Source organism: Corynebacterium halotolerans YIM 70093 = DSM 44683, from assembly GCF_000341345.1.
GTDB lineage: Bacteria > Actinomycetota > Actinomycetes > Mycobacteriales > Mycobacteriaceae > Corynebacterium > Corynebacterium halotolerans.
On sequence record NC_020302.1, the window covers coordinates 1,720,733 to 1,745,948 of the forward strand.

Below are 25,216 nucleotides of genomic sequence, written 5' to 3' on the forward strand. Positions count from 1 at the left end.
TGGACCGGCCGCGGTCCCGGGACTGGGTCATCGGGTTCGTGGTACTCATACGTGCTGCTCCTGTGCGTCGGAGTCGGAATCGTCGGTGCCGGGGGCCGCCCCGGGCTGGGCCTGGCGGCTGAGGGCCGCGGTCCGGGCGTCGAGCCAGGACTGGAGGATCTCCACGGCGGCGGCCTGGTCGATGACCCGCCGCCCGGCCTTCTCGGAAACGCCGGCGGCCCGTAGCGCGGTGGTCGCCGCGACCGTCGTCAGGCGCTCGTCGGCCATGCGGACCGGAACGTCGCGGTCCGCGGCCTGCAGGCGGCGGCGCAGGCGGAAGGCGATCTCCTTCGCGTGCTTGACGCTGCGGGAGCCGTGCCCCTTGAGGTCACGGGGCAGACCGATCACGACCTCGACGGCGTCGTACTCGTCGACGAGCGTGAGCAGCCGGTCGATGTCGGCCTTGTCCCGGTCCTTGAATCCGGTCTCCCGGGGGACGGTCTCCACGGGGGTGGCGAGCACCGCGTCCCGGTCGGAGGAGGCGACCCCGATCCGGACGGTGCCGACATCGATGCCGATGCGTCGCCCGGGCCCGGGATCGTCGACGCCGGGAGTGTCGGGGGTGACCTTCATCGGTGTCGTGACCCTTTCCTTCGCTGATGGTGTTCTCGGCGCCGGCCCGGAACTTCCTGAGAAACGCCTATGACCTCGCCCACTACAACGTAGCGGAACTCGGGCGGCCGAGGGGGAAGGTGAGCCGGAGCGTTCCGGCACCGTTGCAGCAGTTTACCCCGGCCAGGTTCCCCCGGCACGGGGTACGCCGAATTAGAACTTCCCGATCTCGTCGCGCAGCGCGGCGAATCCGGCCTCCAGGCCGTCGACGTCCGCACCCGAGCCCTGCGCCATGTCGGGCTTGCCGCCGCCACGGCCGTCGATGTAGCCGGCCAGCAGTTTGACCAGGTCGCCGGACCTGACGCCCTTCTCCACGGCCTCCTTCGTGGCGCCGACGATGAAGGGGACCTTGGTGCCGTCGGCGGCGGCCAGCGCCACCACGGCCGGGGTGCCGGCCAGGCGCCCGCGCAGGTCGGTGGCGACAGTGCGCAGGTCGCCGGCGGACACACCGTCGGACAGGCGGGTGGCCAGCACGGTGATGTCGCCGATGCGGGTGGCCCGCTCGAGCAGTTCGCCGGTACGGGCGGCCAACTGCTGGCGGTGGAGGTTCTCGATCTCCTTCTCCGCGGCCTTCAGTTTCTCGGTCAGCTGGCTGATACGCTCCGGCAGCTCGTCGGTCGGGGCCTTCAGGGCGGTGGCCAGGCCACCGGCCAGCGCGGCCTCCTTGGACAGGTAGCGGAAGGAGTCCATGCCGGAGTAGGCCTCGATGCGGCGGGCGCCGGAGCCGACGGAGGACTCGCCCAGGAGGGCGACGGGGCCGATCTGGGAGGAGTGCTCGACGTGGGTGCCACCGCACAGCTCCAGGGAGAACGGACCGCCGATCTCGACGACGCGGACGTTCTCGCCGTAGTTCTCCCCGAACAGCGCCATCGCCCCCATCTTCTTCGCCTCGTCCAGGCTGGTCTCGACGGTGTTGACCTGCCAGTCGGCATCGACGGCCTGGTTGGTGATCAGGCCGATCTCATCCAGCTGCCCGGGCGACAGGGAGTCGGTGTAGTTGAAGTCGAAGCGCAGGTAGCCGGGGCGGTTGAGGGAACCGGCCTGGACGGCGGTGGGGCCGAGCACCTGGCGCAGCGCGGCGTGGATGAGGTGGGTGGCGGTGTGCGCCTGCCGTGCCCCGTGCCGCCAGTCGCCGTCGACCTCGACGCGGACCTTGGAGCCCAGGTCGATGCCGCCGGAGCGGACGGTGGCCTTGTGGATCCACAGCTTCTTGCCGATCTTCTGCACGTCGTTGACGTCGAGGACGGCGTCGCCGGTGAGGATGCGGCCACGGTCGCCGAGCTGGCCGCCGGACTCCGCGTACATCGGGGTGGTGTCGAGGATGACCTCGACGTCCTGGCCCTCGGTGGCCTGGGTGACGGCCTGGCCGCCGGCGACCAGGCCGAGCACGGTGGCGTCTCCGGTCAGCTCGGAGAAACCGGTGAACTCGGTCGGGTGGTTGTCCACCCACTCGCGGTAGAGCGACTCGTCGGCGTGCGCGTGCTTCTTGGCCTTGTTGTCGGCCTTGGCGCGGGCCTTCTGCTCGGCCATGGCGGTCTCGAAGCCGGTCATGTCGACCTCGAGGCCGGCCTCGGCGGCCATCTCCAGGGTCAGGTCGATCGGGAAGCCGTAGGTGTCGTGGAGGGTGAAGGCCTGCTGACCGGCGAGGGTGTCGCGGCCGGTGGACTTGACCTGGGCCGCGGCCTCCTCGAACAGGTGGGTGCCGGACTCCAGGGTCTTGAGGAAGGCGCGCTCCTCGGCCACCGCGACGCGGGTAATGCGCTCGCGGTTGTCGAGGATCTCCGGGTAGGACGGGGTCATCGTGTCCATGATGGTGGTCATGAACGTCTCGAGGGTCTCCCCCCTCGCGCCGAGCAGGCGGGCGGAGCGGATGATGCGTCGCAGCAGGCGGCGCAGGATGTAGCCGCGGCCCTCGTTGGCGGGGGTCACGCCGTCGAGGATGAGCATCATGCCGGTGCGCGAGTGGTCTGCGATGACACGGAAGCGGACGTCATCCTCCTGCTTCTCACCGTAGGTGGCGCCGGTCAGCTGCGCGGCGGCGTCGATGACCGGGCGCAGCAGGTCGGTCTCGTAGACGTTGTCCACGTCCTGCAGCAGGCAGGCGATGCGCTCGACGCCCATGCCGGTGTCGATGTTCTTCTTCGGCAGCTCGCCGACGATGGGGAAATTGCCCTTGCCGTCGCCCTCGCCGCGCTCGAACTCCATGAAGACCAGGTTCCAGATCTCCATGTAGCGGTTGTCGTCGGCGGCCGGGCCACCCTCATTGCCGTAGGCGGGGCCGCGGTCGTAGTAGATCTCGGAGCAGGGCCCGCAGGGGCCGGGCACGCCCATGGACCAGTAGTTGTCCTCCATGCCCAGGCGCTGGATGCGCGCGGCGGGCACGCCGATCTTCTTCTCCCAGATCTCGGCGGCCTCGTCGTCGTCGAGGTAGACGGTCACCCACAGACGCTCCGGGTCCAGCCCGAAACCACCCTCGGCCACGGGGTCGGTCAGCAGGGTCCAGGCGTGGGTGATCGCGCCTTCCTTGAAGTACTGGCCGAAGGAGAAGTTGCCGGCCATCTGGAAGAACGTGTTGTGGCGGGTGGTGATGCCGACCTCGTCGATGTCGAGGGTGCGCACGCACTTCTGGATGGAGGTGGCGGTGCCGTTCTCGTAGGGAGGGTTCTGCTGGCCCAGGAAATACGGCTTGAAGGGCACCATGCCGGCGTTGACGAACAGGAGCGTGGGATCGTCGAGGATCAGCGATGCACTGGGCACGGCGGCGTGACCGGCCTTGACGAAGTGCTCGGTGAATCGCTCGCGGATCTCATGGGTCTGCACGGCAGGTGTCCTCGCTTTACGGAATTGACGGTCGAAAGTGTCAGCGCCTTACTCTACCCCCAGCCCGCGGAAGTTATTTCTTCCCCCGGACGATCCGCCGCAGCCGACCCAGGAACTCGGCGATGCGCTTCTCCGCGCCGTGTCCGGTCGGCCGGTAGTACACGGCGTCGTCGAGGTTCTCGGGGATGTACCGCTGCGTGACGACGCCGCGCGGGTCATCGTGGGGGAAGAGGTAGCCGACGGCGTTGCCCAGCCGTTTCGCCCCCTCGTAGTGGCCGTCGCGCAGATGCGCCGGCACGGGACCGATCCTCCCGGCCCGCACGTCCTCGGTGGCGGCGGAGATCGCGTTGATCACGGCCGGCGACTTCGGGGCGGTGGCCAGGTGGATGGTGGCCTGGGCCAGGGTCAGCCGCGCCTCGGGCATGCCGATCAGTTGCACGGCCTGGGCGGCGGCCACGGCGGTCTGCAGGGCAGTGGGATCCGCCATGCCGATGTCCTCGGAGGCGTGGATGACCAGGCGGCGGGCGATGAACCGCGGATCCTCGCCGGCCTCGAGCATGCGGGCCAGGTAGTGCAGCGCGGCGTCGACGTCCGAGCCACGGATCGACTTGATGAACGCGCTGACGACATCGTAGTGCTGGTCGCCGTCGCGGTCGTAGCGCACCACCGCCCGGTTGACGTTCTCACGGACCGTGTCCACGCTCATCGACGCCCCGTCGGCCACCGCCTCTGCGGCGGCCTCGAGGTAGGTCAGGGCGCGGCGGGCGTCGCCGCCGGCGAGCAGGACGAGCTGGTCGAGGGCGCCGTCTTCTGCGGTGATGCGCCCGGCCAGGCCGCGCTCATCGGTCAGCGCACGCTCGAGCAGCCCGCGGAGGTCGACGTCCTCCAGCGGGTGGAGCTGCAGGAGCAGCGAGCGCGAGAGCAGGGGCGCGACGACGGAGAACGACGGATTCTCGGTGGTGGCGGCCACCAGCAGCACGGTGCGGTTCTCAACGGCCGCGAGCAGGGCGTCCTGCTGCGTCTTGGAGAAGCGGTGCACCTCGTCGATGAACAGGACGGTGCGCTCGCCGTGGATGAGATCGCGGCGGGCGGTGTCGATGACCTCCCGGACCTGCTTGACCCCGGAGTTCAGGGCGGACAGGCCGACGAAGTGCTGGCCCGTGGCGGAGCTGATCAGCGAGGCGATGGTGGTCTTGCCGGTGCCGGGCGGGCCGTAGAGGATGACGGAGGCCTCCCCGGAGCCCTCCACCAGGCGGCGCAGCGGGCGGCCCGGGCCCAGCAGGTGCTGCTGGCCGACGACCTCGTCGAGGGTGCGCGGGCGCATCCGCGCGGCGAGCGGGGCGCCGGGGCCGGCCCGGAAGAAGGCGGAGCCGCGGGAGTCGGCGCCGGATGCTCCCGGTTCCCGGTCGTCCGGGGTTCCGAACAGGGCGTCCTGGGACATGTCGACCGCTGGCCTAGATCCGTGGCTCGGTGACCCGCTCGGCGATCTCGGCGCCGAAGGCGGCGACGACAGCGCAGTACGGTTCGGTGCCGCGGGCGGCGTAGCGGGCCAGTGCCTCGAAGGTCTCGTAGAGGTCGCGGCGCACGAGCAGCTCGTCCTCGGTGAACGGCCCCTCGTCGGCCGGGCGGAGGAAATCCCCCGTGACCTCCAGATCCGGTTCCTCCTGCAGGGGCCGGCCGATGGCCTGCCACTCCTCCTCGCTGATCAGCCCCTCACGGTGGAAGGTGGCCACCGCGTTGGACATCGACCCGAAGTGCATCAGGGACACGCTCGACAGCGCCCAGCCGATGAGCGCCGCCAGGACACGGGCGTGGAGGTGGCTCTCGTTGTTGACGTTGGGCCACAGGGCGGAGACCTCCTGGGTCCAGGACTCCACGAACACGTCGGCCTCGTCGTCGCTGACCGGGCGGGAGAAGACGAACTGCGGGAAACCGGCGATCACGCAGGCGAGATCGAAGCTGACGTCCCGGAAGCCAGCCCACTCGTAGTCGAGGAAGTGGGTCTTGTCCGCGACGATGATGTTGTCCGGGGACAGGTCAAACGGCGTGAACGCCCGGTGGCGGGCCGACATCAACCGTCCGGCGGCATCGCGGGCCATCTCCGAGACCACCTCGGGGACCTCGACGCCGCCCTGGCGCAGCAGCTCCTCGCCGAGCTGGATCGACTGGAGCAGCGAGCGGTCGCGCAGGTGCTGGATCTCGGCGGAGCCGGGGTGCTGGCGCAGCATGCGGGTGAGCAGGATCTCGAAGTCCTGCTCCCGCCCGGCGGTGCCCGAGTGCATACGGCCCAGGGCGGTGCCCAGATTGCGCAGGATCTGCACCCGGATCTCCGGATCGCGCTGGTTGAGCAGATCCTCGAAGGTGTCGCCGTCACCGGAGTCGGTGATGACGATGATGCGCCGGTCGATGTCGTGGGCCAGGAGGACGGGGCCGGGGCGCACCTCCTCCGACAGGGAGTTGGTGAACTGGTAGGCCACGACCTCCCGCACCAGGGCGGCGTCGTCGAGGGCCTCCCCGGAGACGGGCACGTACTTGAGAATGACGGAACGCTGCTGCAGGAAGGGTGAGGACGCGACCCGTGCCCGCAGGACGACGGCGCTGCCGGAGCCGCTGAGCTCCTGTACCTCGGAGAGCCGCTGAGCACCCCCGAAACGTTTCGACAGCAGATCTTCAGCGGTCTCGACGATGTCCTCGTTGGTCAGCTGCACGGTCGCTCTCCTTCAGCGCTCCGGCGGGTCTACGGTGGGGCGCCTACATATGACTCGACGGGGTCACCGATGCGGCCCCGGACCTGCCGGATGACAGACCCGCACTCAGCGGGTCCGCCTCCTCCTTCATTGTGCCCGATGTCCGGACGGCCGGACAGGGGTTCCGCCGGCCCGGGTGCCCCGGGCCGGACGACGGGGCGCCCTAGTTCGCGGCGGTCCCGGCCTTCTGGTCGGCCTTCTTCTCCTGCTTGGGCTTGGCGTCGATGCCCGACTCCCTGCGCTGCTGCGGGGTGATCGGGGCCGGGGCGTCGGTGAGCGGATCCACGCCGCCGCCGGACTTCGGGAAGGCGATGACGTCGCGGATGGAGTCGAAGCCGCCGAGCAGGGAGACGATGCGGTCCCAGCCGAAGGCGATGCCGCCGTGCGGCGGGGCGCCGAAGGCGAAGGCGTCGAGCAGGAAGCCGAACTTCTCGCGCGCCTCCTCCTCGGTGATGCCCATGACCTGGAACACGCGCTCCTGCACGTCACGCTGGTGGATACGGATGGAACCGCCACCGATCTCGTTGCCGTTGCAGACGATGTCGTAGGCGTAGGCCAGGGCCTCGCCCGGGTTGGAGTCGAAGGTGTCCAGGTACTCCGGCTTCGGGGAGGTGAAGGCGTGGTGCACGGCGGTCCAGGCGGAGTTGCCCACGGCGACGTCGCCCGAGGCGACGGCGTCGGCGGCCGGCTCGAACAGCGGGGCGTCGACGACCCAGGTGAAGGCCCAGTCGCCCTCCCTGATCAGGCCGAGCTTCTCGGCGATCGCACCACGGGCCGCGCCCAGCAGGGCACGGGAGGAACGGGTGTCGCCGGCCGCGAAGAAGATGCAGTCGCCCGGCTTGGCGCCGACATGCCCGGCGATGCCGGCGCGCTCGGCCTCGGTGATGTTCTTGGCGACGGGGCCCGACAGCTCACCGTCCTCGCCGACGAGGATGTACGCGAGGCCCTTGGCGCCGCGCTGCTTGGCCCACTCCTGCCAGGCGTCGAGCTGTCGGCGCGGCTGGGAGGCGCCGCCCTCCATGACCACGGCGCCGACGTACTCGTTCTGGAACACCCGGAAGGTGGTGTCGGCGAAGAAGTCGGTGCACTCGGTGATCTCGATGTCGAAGCGCAGGTCCGGTTTATCGGAGCCGTAGCGGCGCATGGCCTCGGCGTAGGTGATGCGCGGGATCGGGGTGGTGATCTCGTGGCCGATCAGCTTCCACAGCTCGACGAGGATCTCCTCGGCGAGGGCGATGACGTCCTCCTGGTCGACGAAGCTCATCTCGACGTCCAGCTGGGTGAACTCCGGCTGACGGTCGGCGCGGAAGTCCTCGTCGCGGTAGCAGCGCGCGATCTGGTAGTAGCGCTCCATGCCGGCGACCATCAGCAGCTGCTTGAACAGCTGCGGCGACTGCGGCAGGGCGTAGAAGGAACCCGGCTTCAGCCGTGCCGGCACCAGAAAGTCCCGGGCGCCCTCCGGGGTGGAACGGGTGAGCGTCGGGGTCTCGATCTCGGTGAAGTCGTGGGTGTCGAGCACCCGGCGGGCGGCCTGGTTCGCCTTGGACCGCAGCCGCAGGGCATCACCCTGGACCGGGCGACGCAGATCGAGGTAGCGGTACTTCAGACGGGTCTCCTCGCCGACCTCACCGGCCGAGGAGACGTCGTCCAGCTGGAAGGGCAGGGCCGCCGACTCATTGAGGACGGTGAGCTCGGTGACGTTGACCTCGATGTCACCGGAGGGCAGGTTCGGGTTCTCCGACCCCTCGGGCCGGGCCTCGACCACGCCGGTGACCTGCAGCACGTACTCGCTCCGCAGGTCATGTGCCCGCTCGGCGACCTGGGACTCACGGAACACCACCTGCGCGAGGCCGGACCGGTCGCGCAGATCGATGAAGATCACGCCACCGTGGTCGCGACGACGGGACACCCAACCGGTCAGGGTTACGGTCTGTCCAGCGGATTCTTTGCGGAGCTCCCCCGCGAGATGAGTACGCAGCAAGGCGTCTACGTCCTTCCAGTAACAACGTCAGGTTCTATCAGCCGATCACTTTACCTTCTTGGCCGGACACCCTCAGGGAGCGGCCCTGGCTCACCGCCACTGTGCGCCGGCAACCGGCCGAACTCCCGGACGCGCCGCGGCCTACCCACCGGCTTCCGTGGCATGATTTTCCCATGACCTTCCGTGGTGATGTGAGTAGATCCAGTGGCCGGGCCCGCACCGGGGGCCGCCGTGGCGGGCTGATCGTCGGTGGCGGCGGCGTCGGCACCCTGGTCCTGGTGGGGTTGTTCCTGCTGCTCGGCGGTAGTCCCGGCGACGTCGGAAACCTGCTCGGCGGCGGGGACCAGCAGCAACTCGATCCCGGGACCGACACCGGTGGCCTGGAGCACTGCCAGACCGCCGAGGACGCCAACACCTACGCGGACTGCCGGGTGGCGGCCACCGCGCTCTCCCTCGACCAGGTCTGGGGCGAGCAGCTGCCTGCCCAGGCGGGACTGGAGTACACCGAGCCGGGCCTGATGATCTTCGAGCAGTCCACGTCCTCCGGGTGCGGTGCCGCCTCCGCGGCGACGGGGCCGTTCTACTGCCCCACCGACCAGACCGCCTATTTCGACGTCTCCTTCTTCGAGCAGCTCGAACAGCTCGGCGGGGAAAACGCTCCCCTGGCGCAGGAGTACATCGTGGCCCACGAGTTCGGCCACCACCTCCAGCACCTGGAGGGCACCCTGGGGATGAGCGACTACAACAACCCCGGCGCGGACTCCAACGCCGTCAAGATCGAGGTGCAGGCGGACTGCTATGGCGGGGTGTGGGCGCATTACGCCGATGACGGGGCGGACGCACTGCTGGAGACGATCACCCCCGACCAGGTCGCTGACGCCATCGCGACGGCCGGGGCGGTCGGTGACGACAACATCCAGAACCGCTCCGGCGGCGAGGTCACCCCGGAGACCTGGACGCACGGTTCGTCCGAGCAGCGGCAGCAGGCGTTCCTGGCGGGCTATGAGTCGGGCGCCATGTCGGCCTGCGACACCCTGGACCGCGGCGGGTACCGGAAATAGATGTCCCATTCCCGCCGGGCGGTCCTCGCCCGGGAATTCGGCCCACCGCTGGAGGTCCTGAATCTGGAGACCGTCGCCTCGAGCGTGCCCGCCGCCGGTCGCGTGGCCGTGCGGATGCTCGCCTCCCCGATCAACCCCTCTGATCTGATCCCGGTCACCGGGGCCTACCGGTCACGGACAGCCCTGCCCGTTGTCCCGGGGTTCGAGGGGGTCGGGGTCATCTCTGCGGTCCATCCGGGTGAGGATGCCACTCTGATCGGGCGGCGGGTACTGCCGGTGGGGTCGGCGGGCGGCTGGCAAACCGTGAAAGAGTGTCCCGTGGACTGGTGCATCCCCGTGCCGGAGGAGGTGAGCGAGGAACAGGCGGCGACCGCCTACATCAATCCCCTGACCGCGCTCCGGATGGTCGAAACCCATGCCGTCGCCCCACATGTCCGCACTGCCGTGGTCAATGCGGGCGGCTCCGCCATCGCCCAGGTGCTGGTGCGACTGTTGCGCGGCCGGGGTATCCGCACCATTGGGCTGTGCCGGCAGCCGGGCTCGGTGGCGGATGCCTCGCTTTTCGACGCCCTGATCCCCACCGCCGGAGGCGGCTGGGAGGCGCGGCTTGCCCGGCTGGGGCCGGTGGATCTGGCGTTCGACTGCGTCGGTGGCGCCGAGGGTGCCGCCCTGGCCGGATTGCTGCGGCACGGTGGGACGTTGGTGCACTACGGCCTACTGTCCGGGCGCCCGCTCCCGCCCTCCCTGTGGCGGCATCGTCCGGACCTGGTCATTGATCTGTTCCGGCTGCGGGGCTGGGTGCACACGGTGGGACGGGCGGAGCTGCTCGCCGCCTTCGACGGTGTCTTCGAGCTGGTGCGGACCGGAGTTGTGCGCACCAGGGTGCAGGAGCGGTTGCCCCTGGCGGAGTTCCGGGCGGGCCTCTGGCTTGCGGTGGAGCACTCCTCCCGCGGGAAGGTGCTGTTGTGTCCCTGATGGCCCGCTCGCTCTGGCCGTTGTGATCAGTGGGCTGGTCCGCTCAGGGCGGTCGCGGCTTCGGTGGAGTATCCCAGGCGGCGGCGTTCCTGTGCGATGATGTCCGCCGCCAGGGCGGTTTCGCTGACGTCGACGGCGTCGTGGACCCGGGCGGATTCACTGGGCCGCGCGAAGGTGTCGAAGAGCTGACGCTTGTCCGCCAGCATCTCGAGCATCCGTTCCTCGGCGGTGTCATCGGCGATCAACCGGTGGACCTGGACGGTGGAGACCTGCCCCATGCGGTGGACCCGGGCGATGGCCTGGGCCTCGATGCTTGGTTTGACCTGGGGTTCGGCGATGATGGCTACACTGGCGGCCTGGATGTTCAGTCCCACTCCGCCAGCGGTGATCTGGATGAGCAGAACGGAGCCGCCGGGGGCGGTGGTCAGGGCGTCCACGAGTTCCTGGCGCCGGGCCGGCGGCACCGAGCCGGAGATGGTGCCGGTGACGGCGGCGCCCAGCTCGTGTTCCAGCCGGCTGAGGACGTCGCGGAAGTAGGTGAAGATGACCGCCCGCCGACCGGTTTCCCGGGCGTCGGCGAGAATCTCGCGGACGCGGGTGAGTTTCGCCGGCTCAGTGGCCGGCGTGGTCAGTGCCGCCCGGCGGATGTCCATCCAGTCACCTTCGGCCACGGTGCGGGCATAGTGCCGCTGATCGGTGTCGGTGAGCTCCACCCAGTCGATCTGGTCGAGTTTCTCCGGCAGCTCGTCCAGTACCTCGGCCTGGTTGCGGCGCAGATAGCCCGGCGCGATGTGGCGGCGGAAATCGACGGCCGCCATGGTGGACATGGCCTCGGTGACCAGCTCTGGTTGGACGTAGGCGATGAGGTTGCTGAATTCGGCGACCTTGTTTTTCAGCGGGGTGCCGGTCATCAGGAGGGCGTAGTCGGCGGCGTCGATCAGGCGGGCCAGCGCCTGGGAGCGTTGGGTCTGCGGGTTCTTGATCATGTGGGCCTCATCGACGACGACCATGTCCGGCTCCCCCAGCTCCAGGGAGCGGGCGCCGTCGTAGGTGCAGATGCAGACTCCGCCGCTGCTGCGCCAGGAGCGCACCGCATCCGCCTTGGCGGTGCCGTGGGCACGGTACACGGCAAGATCGGTGAAGCGTCCGGTCTCCCGGACCCAGTTGCTGAGCACCGATGCCGGGCAGACCACCAGGATCCGGGCGTTGTCTCGGTGTGCGGCCACGTGGGCGGCGGCCGCCAGCGCCTGGACGGTCTTGCCCAGGCCCATGTCATCGCCCAGGACGACCTTGCGCTGGACCAGGGTGAACCGGGCGCCCAAGGACTGGTAGCCGCGCAGGTGCAGGTCCTTGAGGTGGGTCCGGTCGAGTTTGAGGGCGCGGATCTGCTCGACGGTGTCGCCGGCCAGGTCGCCGGACCCTTCGACCTCCAGCCGCAGGAGGGTGACCAGCAGACCCTGGTAGTGGGCCGGGCGGCCCAGGTAGTCCTCCCAGGCCGAACCGCCGGGGGCTTCCGGGCCGAGGTCCCCGGCCGGGCGCAGGGATTCCGGGTGGGCACGGGCCCACGCCAGGTCGTCCAGGAAGCGCTGCCACAGCCGGTGCCGGTGCGGTGGATCGCTGAGTACGACGGTCCAGGGTTCGAGGGAGTCGGTGACCGGGAGGTGCTGAAGGTCGTCGAGCAGCCGGTTGCGGCGTTCGCGTTCCACCTCGTCGAGTGTGTTGACGGCGTCGAACCGGCGCAGGACGCCGAGCAGGGCCAGGGCCGCCGCCGTGGGGGTGTCCCCGATGGCGGTGGCCGTGCCGTCCAGGGCCTCACGCTGCAGGGTCTGCGCGGCGGCCTTCATCCGCCGGGCGGTGACCTCCCCGATGCCGTTGACCCGGGTGAGCAGCCTGAAGTCCGCGCGCAGGACATCGGCGACGGTGGAGATGTTGATCTGCTCCAGGCCACTGAACCGCAGTCGTTCATCGGTGGCCGTCTTCAGAGCCTCCACGGGTAGTTGGCGCAGCAGGATCTCCGCGCGTTCGTGGTGGAGGGCGTCCAGCTGGGTCTGGGCCTACTGCCGCAGCCGCGGTTCACTGTCCGGATCCGCCGTCAGTTTCCGGACCGCACGGAGCACGGGCTGTACGTCCTTCTGCACCAGTTGGGTGAAGCTGGGGTGATCGTGGCCGAGGCCGGTCGCCAGGGCACTGCGGGCGGCGTCGATCAGGTGTTGGGGGGGTGCCGTGGGCGCCGGGGAAGAGCCGGACTCCGCCCTGCTGCAACTGGGCGGCGTGCCGGATCCTGGCCAGGATCGAGGTGGTGTCGCCCAGCAGGCTCTGCCGCTGCGGGTCGGCCAGCATGCGGCGCAGCTGTCCCGCAGCCTCCTCCCCACGGCGGACCCGGTCACCGCGGAAGAGCCGCCCGAGGAAACCGGCGTCAGCGTGCCGGGCGGTCTCCCGCAGTGCCGGAATCTCCCGGCAGCTGTCCACCGTCCGGTTCAGAATGTCTGCGCCGCTCCGGATGTGCTCCAGCTCGTGGAGGGTGTAAAAGGCGGTCGGCCACCGCAGGCCGCCGTGGGTGATGATGTCGGCGGTGAATTCCGGGTCATGCAGGCGGGTGCCGGCCAACACCTGTCCCGCCGCCCGGGCTTCGGGAGCGGCCAGGTCGCCCATCATCTGTCGGGCGTCCGCGGCGATCTGGCTGGCCCGGTCCGCCTCGGCCAGCAGGCCTGCCAGTTCCGTCTTGTCCACTGTGCTCACGTCCGATGATTGTGCCAGAGACCGGGGACATCTCCCCCGGATGCCGGGGAGGGAGAGACGGGGCGTTACGCGGGGCAGCGAACCTCAAGGAGAGCGTGTGCCCCACTGCCCCATGTCAGGGCATCACTTGCGCGCTGACCGCGCTCTTGAGTGGCGGGTTCGTCAGTAGGCAGGCCGCCGCCCCGAGGAAACGGAGAGCTCCGGTGGGGCTGGACGAGGTCAATGACTTCGCGCAGCGGTCCATCTCGCCGTAGGGGCCTGGATACGTCATCCGCGGATCCCCCTGCGCGTAGATGGACACGGCCATGTACGCGCCCTGATCGGCGGTGAGAAGGTCCATGGAACCCTTGATGCCCTGCCAGGCGACCGCACCCACGGGGTCGGTACGGAACTGATCCTGTTCCTCAGGCGTCAGGGCGGCTGCCTGGGGGACGGCCATCAGGCCGGCCGCCACGATGACGGCGCTGATCGCGCCACGCAAGAAGATTTTCATGAGCAGGAGCTTAATAGAAGCTAGGTGCCGAGGGGCGCTGAATGAGAATATCTTTGGGAGAGGAACTCCTTTGACTCCCCCGGCAGGCCCCCTGTCCTGCACCCCAAGACATACGTAAGTTGAGGCCCGAAAGGCGCGGATTCCGCCGAAAACCCCGCTTAACTTACGTCTGCCTTGCTCAGGCAGCTCCCGAGGGCCGCTCCCCTCCTCAGCTACAACGCCAGCTCCGGGTGCAGATCCTTCTGCCGCAGGATCCGCCCCCGCCAGGCCGCGAAGGTGGAAACCGCCAGGAACCCCACGAGGAAGACCCCCAGCACCGCCACGGACTGCCACAGCCGGGGATCCAGCTCACTGGTGCCGATGATGGCCTGGCGCAGCAGGTTCACCGAGTAGGTGATCGGATCCACCACGTGGACCGCCCGCTGGAACGCCGGTTGGGTCTCCGGTGGGTACAGCCCACCGGAGGAAACCAGGGACAGGGCCATGATGATCAGACACAGCACCCGGCCCACCGCGGAGCCGAAGAAGGCGTTGATGGCCTGGGTGATGGCCACAAAGCAGGTGGAGATCCCGCCCATCGCCAGCAGCAGCCCCAGTGGATGCGCCGGTGCCAGGCCGATCAGCCCCACCAGCACCGCCCACATCATCGTGGTCTGGGCCCAGCCGACCAGGACCGCCGGGAGGAACGTGGCCAGCACGGCCCGGAACGCCGGCATCCCGGAGTCGATCGCGCGACGCTGCAGCGCGCGCAGCACCATGAACATCACGGTCCCGCCCATGAACAGACCCAGGGAGATGAAGAACGGCGCCAATCCCACGCCGAACCGGGTCAGCTGGTCCCCGGTCAGTTTCTCCGTCACCGGGGTGGCCACCGTCGCCGTGGTATCGGCCCGGTTGCCGTCGGGGTAGCGCGGCACCTGGCCCGCCCCCTCATTGAGACGGAGACTGAGTTGCCCCGCCCCCTCGTCCAGGTCCACCAGGCCGTCGCGCAGCTGGGCGGCCCCGACCGTCAGCTGCTGGGTGCCGCCGACCAGTTCGCTGGTGCCGTCCGCCAACCGGTTGGTGCCCACCACGAGCTGGGCCGAGCCGTCGGAGAGCATGTGGAGACCAGTGGCCAGTTCCGCAGCCGCCCGGACGGCACTGTCCACACCACTGCGATAGGGTGCGTCTGAATCGCTGAGTTGTCGTTGCAGCTCTGCCGCACCCTCCTGGAGCTCGGCCAGTTGGCCGCGGGCCGGGCTGTCTACCCCCAGCCCACTGGCGTTGAGTTCCGCGACGGCCGCGTCGATCCGATCGGACAGTTCTGCCGCGCCGGGCAGCCCGGTCGAGCGCAACTGGGCGGAAATGCCGGTCAATTGCGCGGCGAGCTGGTCCTGGGCGCCACCCGCCTGCTCCCCCAACCCGGCGATCTGGTCCACGCCACCGGCGATGGCACCGGCCCCCTCGCCGAGGGAGTCAGTGGCGGCAACCAGTTCATCCAGCCCGCCGGAGAGCTGATCCGCCCCCTGCGCGGCGGTGCCCAGGCCGGTATCCAGCTCGGTGGCGCCATCGCGCAGCTGTACCGCGCCGTCATTGAGTTCCCGCGCCCCGTCGTCCAATGCGCTGGCGCCGTCCGCGAGCTCGCCGGCGCCCTCCCGGGCGGATCCGGTTCCCTCGGCAAGGGCCGCGGCCCCGGAAGACGCCTCGTCCAGCCCGGCGCCGATGGTGTTGAAGCCGACCAGCAGGGTGTCGGTGACCTTTTCCCCGAGGGCGGCATCCACCGTGCGCACCACCTGGGTGGTCACCTGGTTGCCCAGCGTGGTGCCGATGAAACCGTTGGTGTTGTTGTAGGTGGCGTTGATCGTGGCCGGGTGCGGCTGTCCGGTGCCCGCGCTGACGGCCGCCTCACTGAAGTCACGGGGCAGTTCCAGGGCGAAGTAGTAGGTGCCGTCCGCCACACCCTGCCGGGCCTGGTCCGCCGTGACCTCGACGAAGTGAACCTGCTCGTTGTCCAGGAGTTGTCCGGTCACCTGCTCGCCGGCGGAGAACTTCTCGCCGTCCAGTTCCGCGCCTTGATCGGAGTTGACCAGAGCGACCGGCAGCCGGCTCATCCCACCGATCGGGTCGAAGTAGGACCAGACGAACAGGCCACCGAAGATCAGGGGCAACAAGACGATGACAGCCAGTCCGAGCGGCGGGAGCGTGCCGTGGCCGAAGCGGCGCAGCTCGGATCCGAGGTGCGTGAGGTTCATGGTCTACTCCCCTTCCTTGACATGAGCGTGGTGGTCGCCGGTTTCCCGGCCGGGCCGTTCCGGCGTTGGGCCGGTGAGATCCACGACGGTGTCCGCCAGTCCGTCCAGGTCCGGATTGGAGCTGAACACCGTCACCGGTAGGCGCTGGGCCACCTGCCGAAGATCACGCAGCAGGTCCCGGCGGTCCGCCAGGCTGCGGAGCTGGTCGATGTCATCGATGAGCAGCAGGCCCGCCCGCGGCCGGGCGAGCAGGGCCAGCATGATGCGCAGCCGCAACCGTTGGGCAGGCGGCAGGTCCCCGACCTTGTCCCCCGGTTCCACCGTCAGTCCCAGCAACCCGGCCCAGGCCGAGAAGTCCGTGTCCCCCATGTCCCGGGGAGTACGGGCGAACCAGGAACCGGTCCACGCCAGCTGTTCGCGGACCACCGTGCGGACCGGAACCAGACGTTCCAGGCCGTCGATCTCCGGCACGCCCGCCAGGGCCACGCGGCGGGTGCGGTGCCGGGGCGTGTCCGCCACCGTGGTCCCGGCGGCGTCGTGAAGCGTGACGGTGCCGCCCTTGACGCGCATCCGCCCGGCCAGGGTCAGTGCGAGCGTGGTGGACCGGGATTCGCGCCGGGTCTGCACCAGGGTCAGGCCGGTCGCCGGAAGGGACAGGTCGAAGGGCTGGTCGTCCCCGAGCTCCAGGTGCTGGGCCACCAGCCGGTGGCCGTGGGGGGAAGCGGAAGTCATGCGTTACCTCGTGGATTGCTCCCCCTGGCCAGCACCTCGGCTAACCGGAGGAAGAACTATCAGTTATGCTCATGTATGGTGCTCCCCACCGTGGTTGCCTGTCAAATAGCACCCGTCAACTCTCTGCATCTGAAAGGACCGTGCCATGCGTGCCGACGCCCGGGAACGACGCCACCGCATCATCGTCGCCGCTTGTGACCTGCTGCGCAACAGGCACGAGGCCAGCCTGACGCTGGAGGAGGTGGCCGGCGCCGCCGGGGTCGGCATCGCCACCTTGTACCGAAATTTCGCTGACCGGCGGGAGCTGCTGCACGCCTGTGCCGCCCACCTCTTCGACCAGGTGATCGCACTCCAGGATGAGACACTGCGGGAGTTTCCCGGTGCCCCGGCGGACACGTGGGGGCGCTATGTCCGGGGCCTGGTGGGCCTGGGACTGGGCGCGGTGGTCCCACTCCTGGCACCGGCCCGGCTCGCCGATCTGCCGGCGGATCTGCAGTCCCGGCGCGAGGCGGTGGAGCAGCGCGGGCATGAGATTGTCACGGCCGCCCAGGATGCGGGACTGGTCCACCCCACGGTCATGCCGAGCACCTTCATCATCGGCCTGATCACGGTCTCGCGGCCGCAGGTCTCGGCGGTGGCGGAACTCGCCCCGGATCTGACCGAGGCCCTGGTGCAGTTGTACCTGTCCGGCCTGCGCCATGGACCGGGCACGCCGGGCGACCCGGAGTAGCCCGCCCAGCATGGCTCCGGGCGGGCGGCTACCCTCGGGCTGGTGAGCGAGAACCTCCCGGACCACCAGTCTCCCGCCGATCCCGCCGTGAACCGGGCCATCCCCTTTCTGGCGGCCTTCAATGAGATTGAGCAGTTCCTCCGGCAGGAACTGGACGCGAAGAAGTCGGACGGCTTCTCGTGGATGGTGAGGCTGGCCCAGCGCAAGCATCTGGTCCGGGACGGCCATGCCGAAGCCCTCCAGGCTTTCGCTGACCTGCGCAACGCCATCAGTCACGGCACCTACCGGAACCACCGGCCCATCGCTGAGCCACTGCCGGAGACCGTCGGGGAGATCACCCGGATCCGGGACCTGCTGCTGGATCCCCCGCTGGCGCTCAGCGTGCTCGGCCCGCACCGCGTGCGCTCCTTCGCCCCGGACGATGACGTCCGGGAGGCATTGCAGATCATCCGGACCACCCGGATCTCGCAGTTTCCGGTGTATGAGTCGGGCGTGTTCCAGGCGCTGCTGACCACGAACACGATCGCCCGGTGGGTGGCGGCCGACCTGGACGACAATGACCACCTGGACGGCCGCACGGTCCGGGAGGTGCTCGAGTTCGCCGAGGACAACGACTTTGCGGTCTTCCTGCCCCGCACCGCCACCGCCCAGGAGGTGGTGGACGAACTGACCATGCCGGCCCGGGACGGCTCCCTGCCGCGCGCGGCGCTGCTGACCGAGCACGGGCGGATGGACCAGCAGCCGCTGCGCGTGGTCGGCGGGTCGGATATGGCCGCCCTCCTGGAGGCTCTGGACGCCGTGTGAGCTGCTACGGGGCCATGTTCCGACCTCTCGTCGCAGCATCCCCGCCGGGGCGGTGACTGGCCCGGGGAATAGAAGGACGCTAATGTTGTTGACATAACAACAAAGGCAGTTCTTCCACGAACCTCCCCACGAGAATCAGGAGCCCGCACCATGCAGTTCGGCATCTTCACCATCGGTGACGTCACCCAGGACCCCATCACGGGGCAGACCCCCACAGAACACGAGCGCATCAACGCGATGACCCAGATCGCGCTCAAGGCTGAGGAGGTGGGCCTGGACGTCTTCGCCACCGGCGAGCACCACAACCCGCCGTTCGTCCCCTCCTCCCCGACCACGCATCTGGCCTACATCGCCGCCCAGACGAGGAATCTGCAGCTGTCGACGGCGACCACCCTGATCACCACCAACGATCCGGTCAAGATCGCCGAGGACTACGCCTTCCTCCAGCACCTGTCCGGCGGCCGCGTCGACCTGATGATGGGCCGCGGCAACACCGGCCCGGTCTACCCGTGGTTCGGCAAGGACATCCGCCAGGGCATTCCGCTGGCGATCGAGAACTACCACCTGCTGCGCCGCCTGTGGCGCGAGAAGGTGGTCAACTGGCAGGGCAAGTTCCGCACTCCGCTGCAGGGCTACACCTCCACGCCGTGGCCGCTGGACGACGTCCCGCCGTTCGTGTGGCACGGCTCCATCCGGTCGGTGCAGATCGCCGAGCAGGCCGCCTTCTACGGCGACGGCTTCTTCCACAACAACATCTTCTGGAACAAGGAGCACACGGCGAAGATGGTCGACATCTACCGCCGCCGCTACGAGTCCTACGGCCACGGCCGCGCCGACCAGGCCATCGTGGGGCTGGGCGGCCAGGTGTTCATCGGCGAGACCGAGGCCGAGGCCAAGAAGTTCTTCCGCCCCTACTTCGACAACGCGCCGGTCTACGGCCACGGCCCCTCCCTGGAGGAGTTCACCTCCATGACCCCGCTGACGGTCGGCACCGTCGAGCAGGTCATCGAGCGCACCATGGAGTTCGCCGAATGGGTGGGCGACTACCAGCGCCAGCTGTTCCTCATGGACCACGCCGGCCTGCCGCTGGAGGTCGTGCTCGACCAGATCGAGATCCTGGGCACCCAGGTCGTCCCGGAGGTCCGCCGCCGCATGGAGGCCCGCCGCCCCGAACACGTGCCGTCCAACCCGCCGACCCACGCCACCCTCAAGGCCAACCCGGACCACCCGCACTTCCGCGTCACCCCGGGCGAGGACACCGCGGAGTAGCCCACGGCGGCGGTCGGCACCCGGGACCCCGTTCCCCCCTTTTGTACCGCTCTGTCTATACTGGCGGGACCAGTCCGTCTTTCCGGGCGTACCGCCCGGGAATATCGTCCCGCCGGTGTCCGTTGACACTGAATAGGACTTCCACCCCACCCTGAGCAAGGAGGACGCTCCCCACCATGCGCACCCTGACGGTGATCACCGCCGGCCTGTCCAACCCGTCCACGACCCGCCAGGTCGCCGACTCCATCGCGGACGCCGTCTCGACGGCCGTCAGCGCCCGCGGCGAGTCCGTCGACGTGGAGGTCATCGAGCTGCGCGAGCTGGTCAACGACCTGGGCAAGGCGCTGACCGGCGGGGGGATGTCCACCCCGGCGCTCGCCGACGCGAAGCGACGGGTCTCCGCCTCCGACGGGCTCATCGCGGTCACCCCGGTGTTCAAGGCCAGCTACTCGGGGCTGTTCAAGACCTTCTTCGACGTGCTCGACACCGACGCCCTCAACGGCATGCCCACCATCATCGCGGCCACCGGCGGCTCCTCCCGTCACGCGCTGGTGCTGGACTTCGCGCTGCGCCCGCTGCTGACCTACCTGCGCGCGGTCGTCGTCCCGACCGGGCTGTTCGCCGCCGCCGAGGACTGGGGCACCGACAACGGCGCCGCCTTCGAGACCCGCACCGCCCGCGCCGCCGGTGAGCTCGCCGAACTCATGGTCGCCGAGTCCGGCCATGTCGGTGGTCTCGGCGGGGTGACCGCCGAGGGCCAGGGCACCCGCCGCCGCAGCAGCGGTGAGGACCCCGCGGAGAACCTGACCCCCTTCGCCCGGCTGCTCGAGGGCCACGACGGCCGCTAGAACGATGCAGCGTTGAAAGGCCCGGAACCTGTTAAATCAGGTCCCGGGCCTTGACTTTTACCTAGGGTGCACAAAAAGAGTGCGCAGCTGCGCACTCTTTCGCCACAACCACTCCGGCCTCCCTCCGCCACACGGAGGCAGACCTCAGTTCCCCCGACGAGGGGCCCGGGGAATCGACTATCCTCGGGGCACCCGGATCACGATCATCCAGGAGGTCACCGTCATGTCCGTCAGCGTCGTCGATCTGTTCAGCATCGGCATCGGCCCGTCGTCGTCACACACCGTCGGCCCCATGCGTGCCGCCCGGACTTTCATCGACTCCCTGCCCGCGTGGCCCGCCGAGGTCCACGTCACCCTGCGTGGTTCGCTCGCGGCCACCGGCCGGGGCCACGGCACCGACCGGGCTGTGCTCCTCGGCCTCGCCGGCTGGGAGCCGACGACCGTGCCCGCCGACGTCGAACCCGCCCACGGGGCGGACATCCCCGCCAACGGGGAGATCTCCGGCCCGGCCGGCAGCGTGCGCTACGAGTTCGAGCTCGACCGCACCCCGGTGCCCGAGCACCCCAACTGCGTGATCTTCACCGCCCGCGACGCCGACGGCGCAACCCTCGCCGAGAACGCGGAGTACTTCTCCGTCGGCGGCGGTTTCATCCTCTCCCGGGCGGATCTCGACGCCCGTCTCAACGCCGGCCCCGACCTGCCCTGGGGCGCGGCGACCGCCGCCAAGGAGCAGGAGGTCCCCTACCCCTTCACCACCGGGATTGAACTGCTCGCGCACTGCGCCCGGGCGGAGAAGGACATCTCCGAGGTGATGGCCGCCAACGAGGCCGTCCTCCACGCCGATGAGGGCGGGTACGAGGCGGTGGCCGCACACCTGGACGAGGTGTGGCGCACCATGCGCCAGTGTGTGACCGCGGGCATCGACGCCTCCGGGGTCCTGCCCGGTGGGCTGCAAGTGACCCGGCGCGCGCCCCGGCTCTACGACCAGCTGCTCGAGGCGAAGTCGGGCCCCCGTGGCGACGCCCTCGGAGCCATGGAGTGGGTCAACCTCTACGCCCTGGCCGTCAATGAGGAAAACGCCGCCGGTGGCCGGGTGGTCACCGCGCCCACGAACGGAGCCGCCGGCATCATCCCGGCCGTCATGCACTACGCCCGCGACTTCCTCGGCGACTTCACCGCCACCCAGGCCCGGCGCTTCCTGCTCACCGCCGGGGCCGTGGGCATCATCGTCAAGGAGAACGCCTCGATCTCCGGCGCGGAGGTCGGCTGCCAGGGCGAGGTCGGCTCGGCGTCCGCGATGGCGGCCGCCGGTCTGTGCGAGGTCCTCGGCGGTTCCCCCGCCCAGGTGGAGAACGCCGCCGAGATCGCCCTCGAGCACAACCTCGGCCTGACCTGCGATCCCGTCGGCGGGCTCGTGCAGATCCCCTGCATCGAGCGCAACGCCATCGGCTCGGTCAAGTCGATCAACGCCGCCCGACTGGCCCGCCTCGGCGAGGGCACCAACCGGGTGACCCTGGACGAGGTGGTGCGCACCATGGCCGAGACCGGCCGGGACATGCTCACCAAGTACAAGGAGACCTCCACCGGCGGGCTGGCCACCACGCTGGGGCTGCCGGTCAACCTCACGGAGTGCTGACGTGGCTGCGGCACTCCGGGGGCGGGCCTGGTTCTCCCTGCCGTGTCTCCGCGGTCATTGACCTTGCTTGATGGTCACCTGTTCTCCGGCCAGCGGACCCGCTCGGCAACAAGACCCGTGTGACAGTGTGGGGCGTAGCCGTCCGTGCCATCGCCGGCCTCACTGCGAACCGCCATCCCGAGCCGCGAAAAGCAGGCGGACGACGCTGTGGGGCACATCCTCCTCGACCCGTTCATCCCGCTCACACGGCAGCATCGCACGGGCACGCGGCACGGGCCGAGCACGGAATGAGCACCCGGGAATGCCCGGTTGCGGCGCGGTTCACGTCCACGTCCCGGCCGGACTTTCCCGGGAGCCCCGGAAAAGGCGCGCTACAGCTCCATGGTCTCGGAGTCGCCGCCGGTGTCGTCGCCGGAGACGCGGGACTTCACGATGCGCGCCAGTGCGGACATCTTCCCTCCCGGCAGGCCCCAGAACTGAGCGGACTCGGAGTTGGCCCTGATCAAACCGACCGCGGGATCGTTCTTGCCCTCGAACCAGCCCTCCACATCCTTGTTCCACAACTCGTCGACCTTCGCGCGATCGTCGATGAACTCGACCTCGGCCGCCACGGACAGCCAGGAGCCGGCCTCAGCCACGGACAGATTCACCTGCGGGCTGGCCTTCAGCGCTTCCGCGTTCCCACCCTTGAGCGAGACAAAGAACCACACGTCCGCGTCATCCGTGACCTGCTGGGGAACCATCGGGTGGGACACCAGCTTGCCGTCCGCACCCGCGGTGGTCATCATGACCCAGCTCGCGTCGCGGAGCTTGCTCACGACATCTTCCTTGGTGATTTCATCAGCCATGGCGCTTACCTCCTGTCTCAGAGAATCCGCGGTGTAATGCCGCGTCGGATGCGGCCCAGCATAGGCGCCCACAGCGTGACGGGCCACGTTCGAAGAGTGCTGGTCAACGCTGACGGTTCCACTGAGCAAACGGATCTGGCCGTCTATTCCCCGGGGGTTGTTCCGCTCTTCCGGCGGAACAACCGAGAATGTGCTTCCATCGGCACATGACCTTGACTGTCAGGGCAAGAAGAATCGTCGGGTACGCCCTGGTATTCCTCTTCGGAGGCGTACTCGGACTCGCGCTGTGGTATGGGATGAATTTCCTGGGGATCGCCGCCGACGCGGTGTTCCCCTGGTTCCTCGGCTGGGTGGTGTTGCAGTTCCTGCTGATCTTCTTCGCGACCGGTGGCGCCGTCCTGCTGTCCTTCAGATGGCGGGGTGCCCGACGCGTCCTCGTGTGGGGGATCTGGCTCGGTTTCCTCTTGGGAACCCTGTTCATGTTGTGGGTGCTCATAGGGTTTGCGAGGGATCATCCGCCACCCGGGCATTGACCATTCGAGTGGGCCGACCACGGCCCCCTACCCACCACAACAGCCGGGACATGACAGACGGGAAGCCCCGGCGCCGATTCCGGTGCCGGGGCTTTCCGCTGCGTGGTCGGATCCGCGGTCAGTCGACCAACACTGCCTGCAGTGCGGTCACGACGTCAGCCAGCGCCACGTCCTGCTGCGACTGGTCGGCCAGGTTCTTCACGGCGACGGTGCCCCGCTCGAGCTCCTGGTCGCCGAGGACCAGCGCGAACTTCGCGTGCGCTCGGTCCGCCCCCTTCATCGCGCCCTTGAGGCCGCGGTCGCCGTAGGCCATGTCGGTGGCGACACCGGCCGCGCGCAGGTCGTTGACGAGCAGGGCCATGGCCTTCTTCGCGTCTGCGCCCAGCGCCACGCCGTAGACGTCCACGCGGCGGCCGGTGCCGAACTTCTCGTCGAGATCCACGCCCTCGGCCTCCAGGGCCAGCACGGTGCGGTCGACGCCGAGACCGTAACCGATGCCGGACAGGTCCTGGCCACCCAGCTGGGCCATCAGCCCGTCGTAGCGCCCGCCGCCGCCGATGCCCGACTGGGCGCCGAGGCCGTCATGGACGAACTCGAAGGTGGTCTTGGTGTAGTAGTCAAGGCCACGGACCATACGCGGGTTGATCGTGTAGGGCACACCCATCTCATCCAGCAGACCGGTGACGGTCTCGAAGTGGCTGCGGCACTCGTCGCAGAGGTGGTCGAGCATGAGCGGAGCGTCGGCGGTCAGCTCGCGGATCTCCTCGCGCTTGTCGTCGAGGACGCGCAGCGGGTTGAGCTCGGCGCGCCGACGGGTCTCCTCGTCCAGCGGCAGGGCGAAGAGGAACTCCTGGAGCCTCTCCCGGTAGGCCGGCCGGCAGTTCGCATCGCCCAGGCTGGTCAGCTCGAGGCGGAATCCGCTCAGCCCCAACTCGCGGTAGGAACGGTCGGCCAGGGCGATGATCTCGGCGTCGAGGGCCGGATCGTCGACGCCGATGGCCTCGACGCCGACCTGCTGCAGCTGGCGGTAGCGGCCGGCCTGCGGACGCTCGTAGCGGAAGAAGGGGCCGTAGTAGTTGAGCTTGACCGGCAGCTGGCCGCGGTCAAGATTGTGCTCGATGACGGCGCGCATCACACCCGCGGTGCCCTCGGGACGCAGGGTGACGGACCGCTCGCCACGGTCGGCGAAGGTGTACATCTCCTTGCTCACGACGTCGGTGGACTCACCGACGCCGCGGGCGAAGAGGGTGGTGTCCTCGAAGACCGGGATCTCGATGTGCTGGAAACCCGCCAGATGCGCCTGGCGCACGAAGGTGTCGCGCACGGCGAGGAACACCGGGGACACCGGCGGGACATAATCCGGCACGCCCTTCGGCGCGGAGAGGGCCTTGAACTTCGCTGACTTCTCGGGCTTCTGCTTGTCGCTCACGGCTACCTACAGTACCGCGCCGGCTCCGGGGATCGGCTCAGAGACCCAGGCGGAGAAGGAACGGGTTCGTGGTGCGCTCGGCGCGCATGGTCGTGGTGGGTCCGTGGCCGGGCAGCAGCTGCAGCGAATCGTCAAGGCCCCAGACCGGACCACGCAGGCTGGCGTCCATCGCCGCCGAGTCGGAGTGCGCCAGGTCGGTGCGTCCGACCGAGCCACGGAAGAGCACGTCACCGGTGAAGGCGAACTCCCCGGCGGCGAGGATGACACAGCCCGGCGAGTGACCCGGCGCGTGCAGCAGCGTGAACTCGACGCCCGCCAGCGTCAGCGTCTCGCCTCCGACGAGGTCGCGGCGGTCGTCGACGGGCGTCATGTGCGCGGCGTCGAAAAGCACCTGCGACTCCCGCGAAACACCCTCGCCGGCCTCCAGCATGAAGGCGTCGTCGGGGTGGATGTGGACGGGCACCGCATAGCGGCGCGCGAGCTGCCCGGCGTCGCGGGTGTGGTCGATGTGGCCGTGGGTGAGCACGACCGCCTCGAGGGTGAGATTGTGCTCGTCGAGCGTGGCGACGACGCGGTCGTGGGCGTGCATGCCCGGGTCGACGACCACGGCGCGGCCGTCGTTGGCCAGCAGGTAACAGTTGGTCTTGTACGGTCCGGCGGCGAATCCCATCAGCTGCATGCCGGGCAGT

The 25,216-nt window shown here is 69.3% G+C and carries 21 protein-coding genes; 8 read left to right on the top strand and 13 right to left on the bottom strand.

Annotation, left to right across the window (positions count from 1 at the left end):
* Positions 1 to 45 precede the first annotated feature (45 nt).
* The 5 genes from ruvX to aspS all read right to left on the bottom strand — a co-directional run bounded on the left by ruvX (position 46) and on the right by aspS (position 8,199).
* Positions 46 to 612 carry a Holliday junction resolvase RuvX gene (gene ruvX / locus A605_RS08020; protein ID WP_015401004.1) on the bottom strand — a complete coding sequence of 189 codons (567 nt, stop codon included), beginning with the start codon at positions 610 to 612 and terminating at the stop codon, positions 46 to 48.
* A gap of 192 nt (positions 613 to 804) precedes the next feature.
* Positions 805 to 3,471: an alanine--tRNA ligase gene (alaS, locus tag A605_RS08025; RefSeq protein ID WP_015401005.1), complete on the bottom strand. Its 2,667-nt coding sequence runs from the start codon at positions 3,469 to 3,471 to the stop codon at positions 805 to 807.
* 73 nt (positions 3,472 to 3,544) lie between these two features.
* On the bottom strand, positions 3,545 to 4,912 hold the full coding sequence (locus tag A605_RS08030; RefSeq protein ID WP_015401006.1) for a replication-associated recombination protein A: 1,368 nt from the start codon (positions 4,910 to 4,912) through the stop codon (positions 3,545 to 3,547).
* A 13-nt stretch (positions 4,913 to 4,925) separates the two neighbouring features.
* The gene (locus A605_RS08035; RefSeq protein WP_015401007.1) at positions 4,926 to 6,179 is read right to left on the bottom strand and encodes a phosphotransferase family protein; all 1,254 of its coding nucleotides are present in this window, start codon (positions 6,177 to 6,179) and stop codon (positions 4,926 to 4,928) included.
* A 202-nt stretch (positions 6,180 to 6,381) separates the two neighbouring features.
* Positions 6,382 to 8,199, bottom strand: a complete 1,818-nt coding sequence (gene aspS, locus A605_RS08040) for an aspartate--tRNA ligase (RefSeq protein WP_027004134.1) — start codon at positions 8,197 to 8,199, stop codon at positions 6,382 to 6,384.
* 173 nt (positions 8,200 to 8,372) lie between these two features.
* Here aspS and ypfJ point away from each other — a divergent pair, with 173 nt between their 5' ends.
* Positions 8,373 to 9,260, top strand: a complete 888-nt coding sequence (gene ypfJ / locus A605_RS08045; RefSeq protein ID WP_015401009.1) for a KPN_02809 family neutral zinc metallopeptidase — start codon at positions 8,373 to 8,375, stop codon at positions 9,258 to 9,260.
* Positions 9,261 to 10,235 carry a zinc-dependent alcohol dehydrogenase family protein gene (locus tag A605_RS08050; RefSeq protein ID WP_015401010.1) on the top strand — a complete coding sequence of 325 codons (975 nt, stop codon included), beginning with the start codon at positions 9,261 to 9,263 and terminating at the stop codon, positions 10,233 to 10,235.
* Positions 10,236 to 10,261: 26 nt separating this feature from the next.
* On the opposite strand, the gene A605_RS08055 is transcribed toward A605_RS08050, so the two are convergent.
* The 5 genes from A605_RS08055 to A605_RS08075 all read right to left on the bottom strand — a co-directional run bounded on the left by A605_RS08055 (position 10,262) and on the right by A605_RS08075 (position 16,430).
* A complete protein-coding gene (locus A605_RS08055; RefSeq protein WP_015401011.1) occupies positions 10,262 to 12,226 on the bottom strand; it encodes an SNF2-related protein in 1,965 nt (654 codons plus the stop codon).
* 82 nt (positions 12,227 to 12,308) lie between these two features.
* Positions 12,309 to 12,974: a hypothetical protein gene (locus A605_RS08060; protein WP_034990163.1), complete on the bottom strand. Its 666-nt coding sequence runs from the start codon at positions 12,972 to 12,974 to the stop codon at positions 12,309 to 12,311.
* Between the two features lie 115 nt (positions 12,975 to 13,089).
* Positions 13,090 to 13,467 carry a hypothetical protein gene (locus tag A605_RS08065; protein ID WP_015401013.1) on the bottom strand — a complete coding sequence of 126 codons (378 nt, stop codon included), beginning with the start codon at positions 13,465 to 13,467 and terminating at the stop codon, positions 13,090 to 13,092.
* Positions 13,468 to 13,679: 212 nt separating this feature from the next.
* Complete coding sequence (locus A605_RS08070; protein ID WP_015401014.1) at positions 13,680 to 15,698, bottom strand: YhgE/Pip domain-containing protein; 2,019 nt, start codon at positions 15,696 to 15,698, stop codon at positions 13,680 to 13,682.
* A gap of 3 nt (positions 15,699 to 15,701) precedes the next feature.
* Complete coding sequence (locus A605_RS08075) at positions 15,702 to 16,430, bottom strand: P-loop NTPase family protein (protein WP_015401015.1); 729 nt, start codon at positions 16,428 to 16,430, stop codon at positions 15,702 to 15,704.
* Positions 16,431 to 16,575: 145 nt separating this feature from the next.
* On the opposite strand from A605_RS08075, the gene A605_RS08080 reads away from it, so the two are divergent.
* From A605_RS08080 to A605_RS08100, 5 genes are all read left to right on the top strand, one after another.
* Positions 16,576 to 17,160 (top strand): TetR/AcrR family transcriptional regulator, encoded by a 585-nt coding sequence (locus A605_RS08080; RefSeq protein WP_015401016.1) that lies wholly within the window; start codon positions 16,576 to 16,578, stop codon positions 17,158 to 17,160.
* Positions 17,161 to 17,202: 42 nt separating this feature from the next.
* Entirely contained in the window at positions 17,203 to 17,964 is a 762-nt protein-coding gene (locus A605_RS08085; protein ID WP_015401017.1) for a hypothetical protein, read from the top strand.
* 150 nt (positions 17,965 to 18,114) lie between these two features.
* Positions 18,115 to 19,233 (top strand): LLM class flavin-dependent oxidoreductase, encoded by a 1,119-nt coding sequence (locus A605_RS08090; protein ID WP_015401018.1) that lies wholly within the window; start codon positions 18,115 to 18,117, stop codon positions 19,231 to 19,233.
* 176 nt (positions 19,234 to 19,409) lie between these two features.
* Positions 19,410 to 20,081: an FMN reductase gene (locus A605_RS08095; protein WP_015401019.1), complete on the top strand. Its 672-nt coding sequence runs from the start codon at positions 19,410 to 19,412 to the stop codon at positions 20,079 to 20,081.
* 223 nt (positions 20,082 to 20,304) lie between these two features.
* Positions 20,305 to 21,717: an L-serine ammonia-lyase gene (locus tag A605_RS08100; RefSeq protein WP_015401020.1), complete on the top strand. Its 1,413-nt coding sequence runs from the start codon at positions 20,305 to 20,307 to the stop codon at positions 21,715 to 21,717.
* Positions 21,718 to 22,088: 371 nt separating this feature from the next.
* Here A605_RS08100 and A605_RS08105 read toward each other — a convergent pair whose 3' ends face one another.
* Positions 22,089 to 22,565 (bottom strand): pyridoxamine 5'-phosphate oxidase family protein, encoded by a 477-nt coding sequence (locus A605_RS08105; protein WP_015401021.1) that lies wholly within the window; start codon positions 22,563 to 22,565, stop codon positions 22,089 to 22,091.
* Positions 22,566 to 22,771: 206 nt separating this feature from the next.
* On the opposite strand from A605_RS08105, the gene A605_RS08110 reads away from it, so the two are divergent.
* Positions 22,772 to 23,098: a hypothetical protein gene (locus A605_RS08110; RefSeq protein ID WP_015401022.1), complete on the top strand. Its 327-nt coding sequence runs from the start codon at positions 22,772 to 22,774 to the stop codon at positions 23,096 to 23,098.
* Positions 23,099 to 23,216: 118 nt separating this feature from the next.
* Here A605_RS08110 and hisS read toward each other — a convergent pair whose 3' ends face one another.
* Positions 23,217 to 24,527, bottom strand: coding sequence for a histidine--tRNA ligase (gene hisS, locus A605_RS08115; protein ID WP_015401023.1), 1,311 nt, complete (start codon positions 24,525 to 24,527; stop codon positions 23,217 to 23,219).
* Positions 24,528 to 24,564: 37 nt separating this feature from the next.
* A complete protein-coding gene (locus tag A605_RS08120; protein ID WP_015401024.1) occupies positions 24,565 to 25,206 on the bottom strand; it encodes an MBL fold metallo-hydrolase in 642 nt (213 codons plus the stop codon).
* Between the last annotated feature and the right edge of the window lie 10 nt (positions 25,207 to 25,216).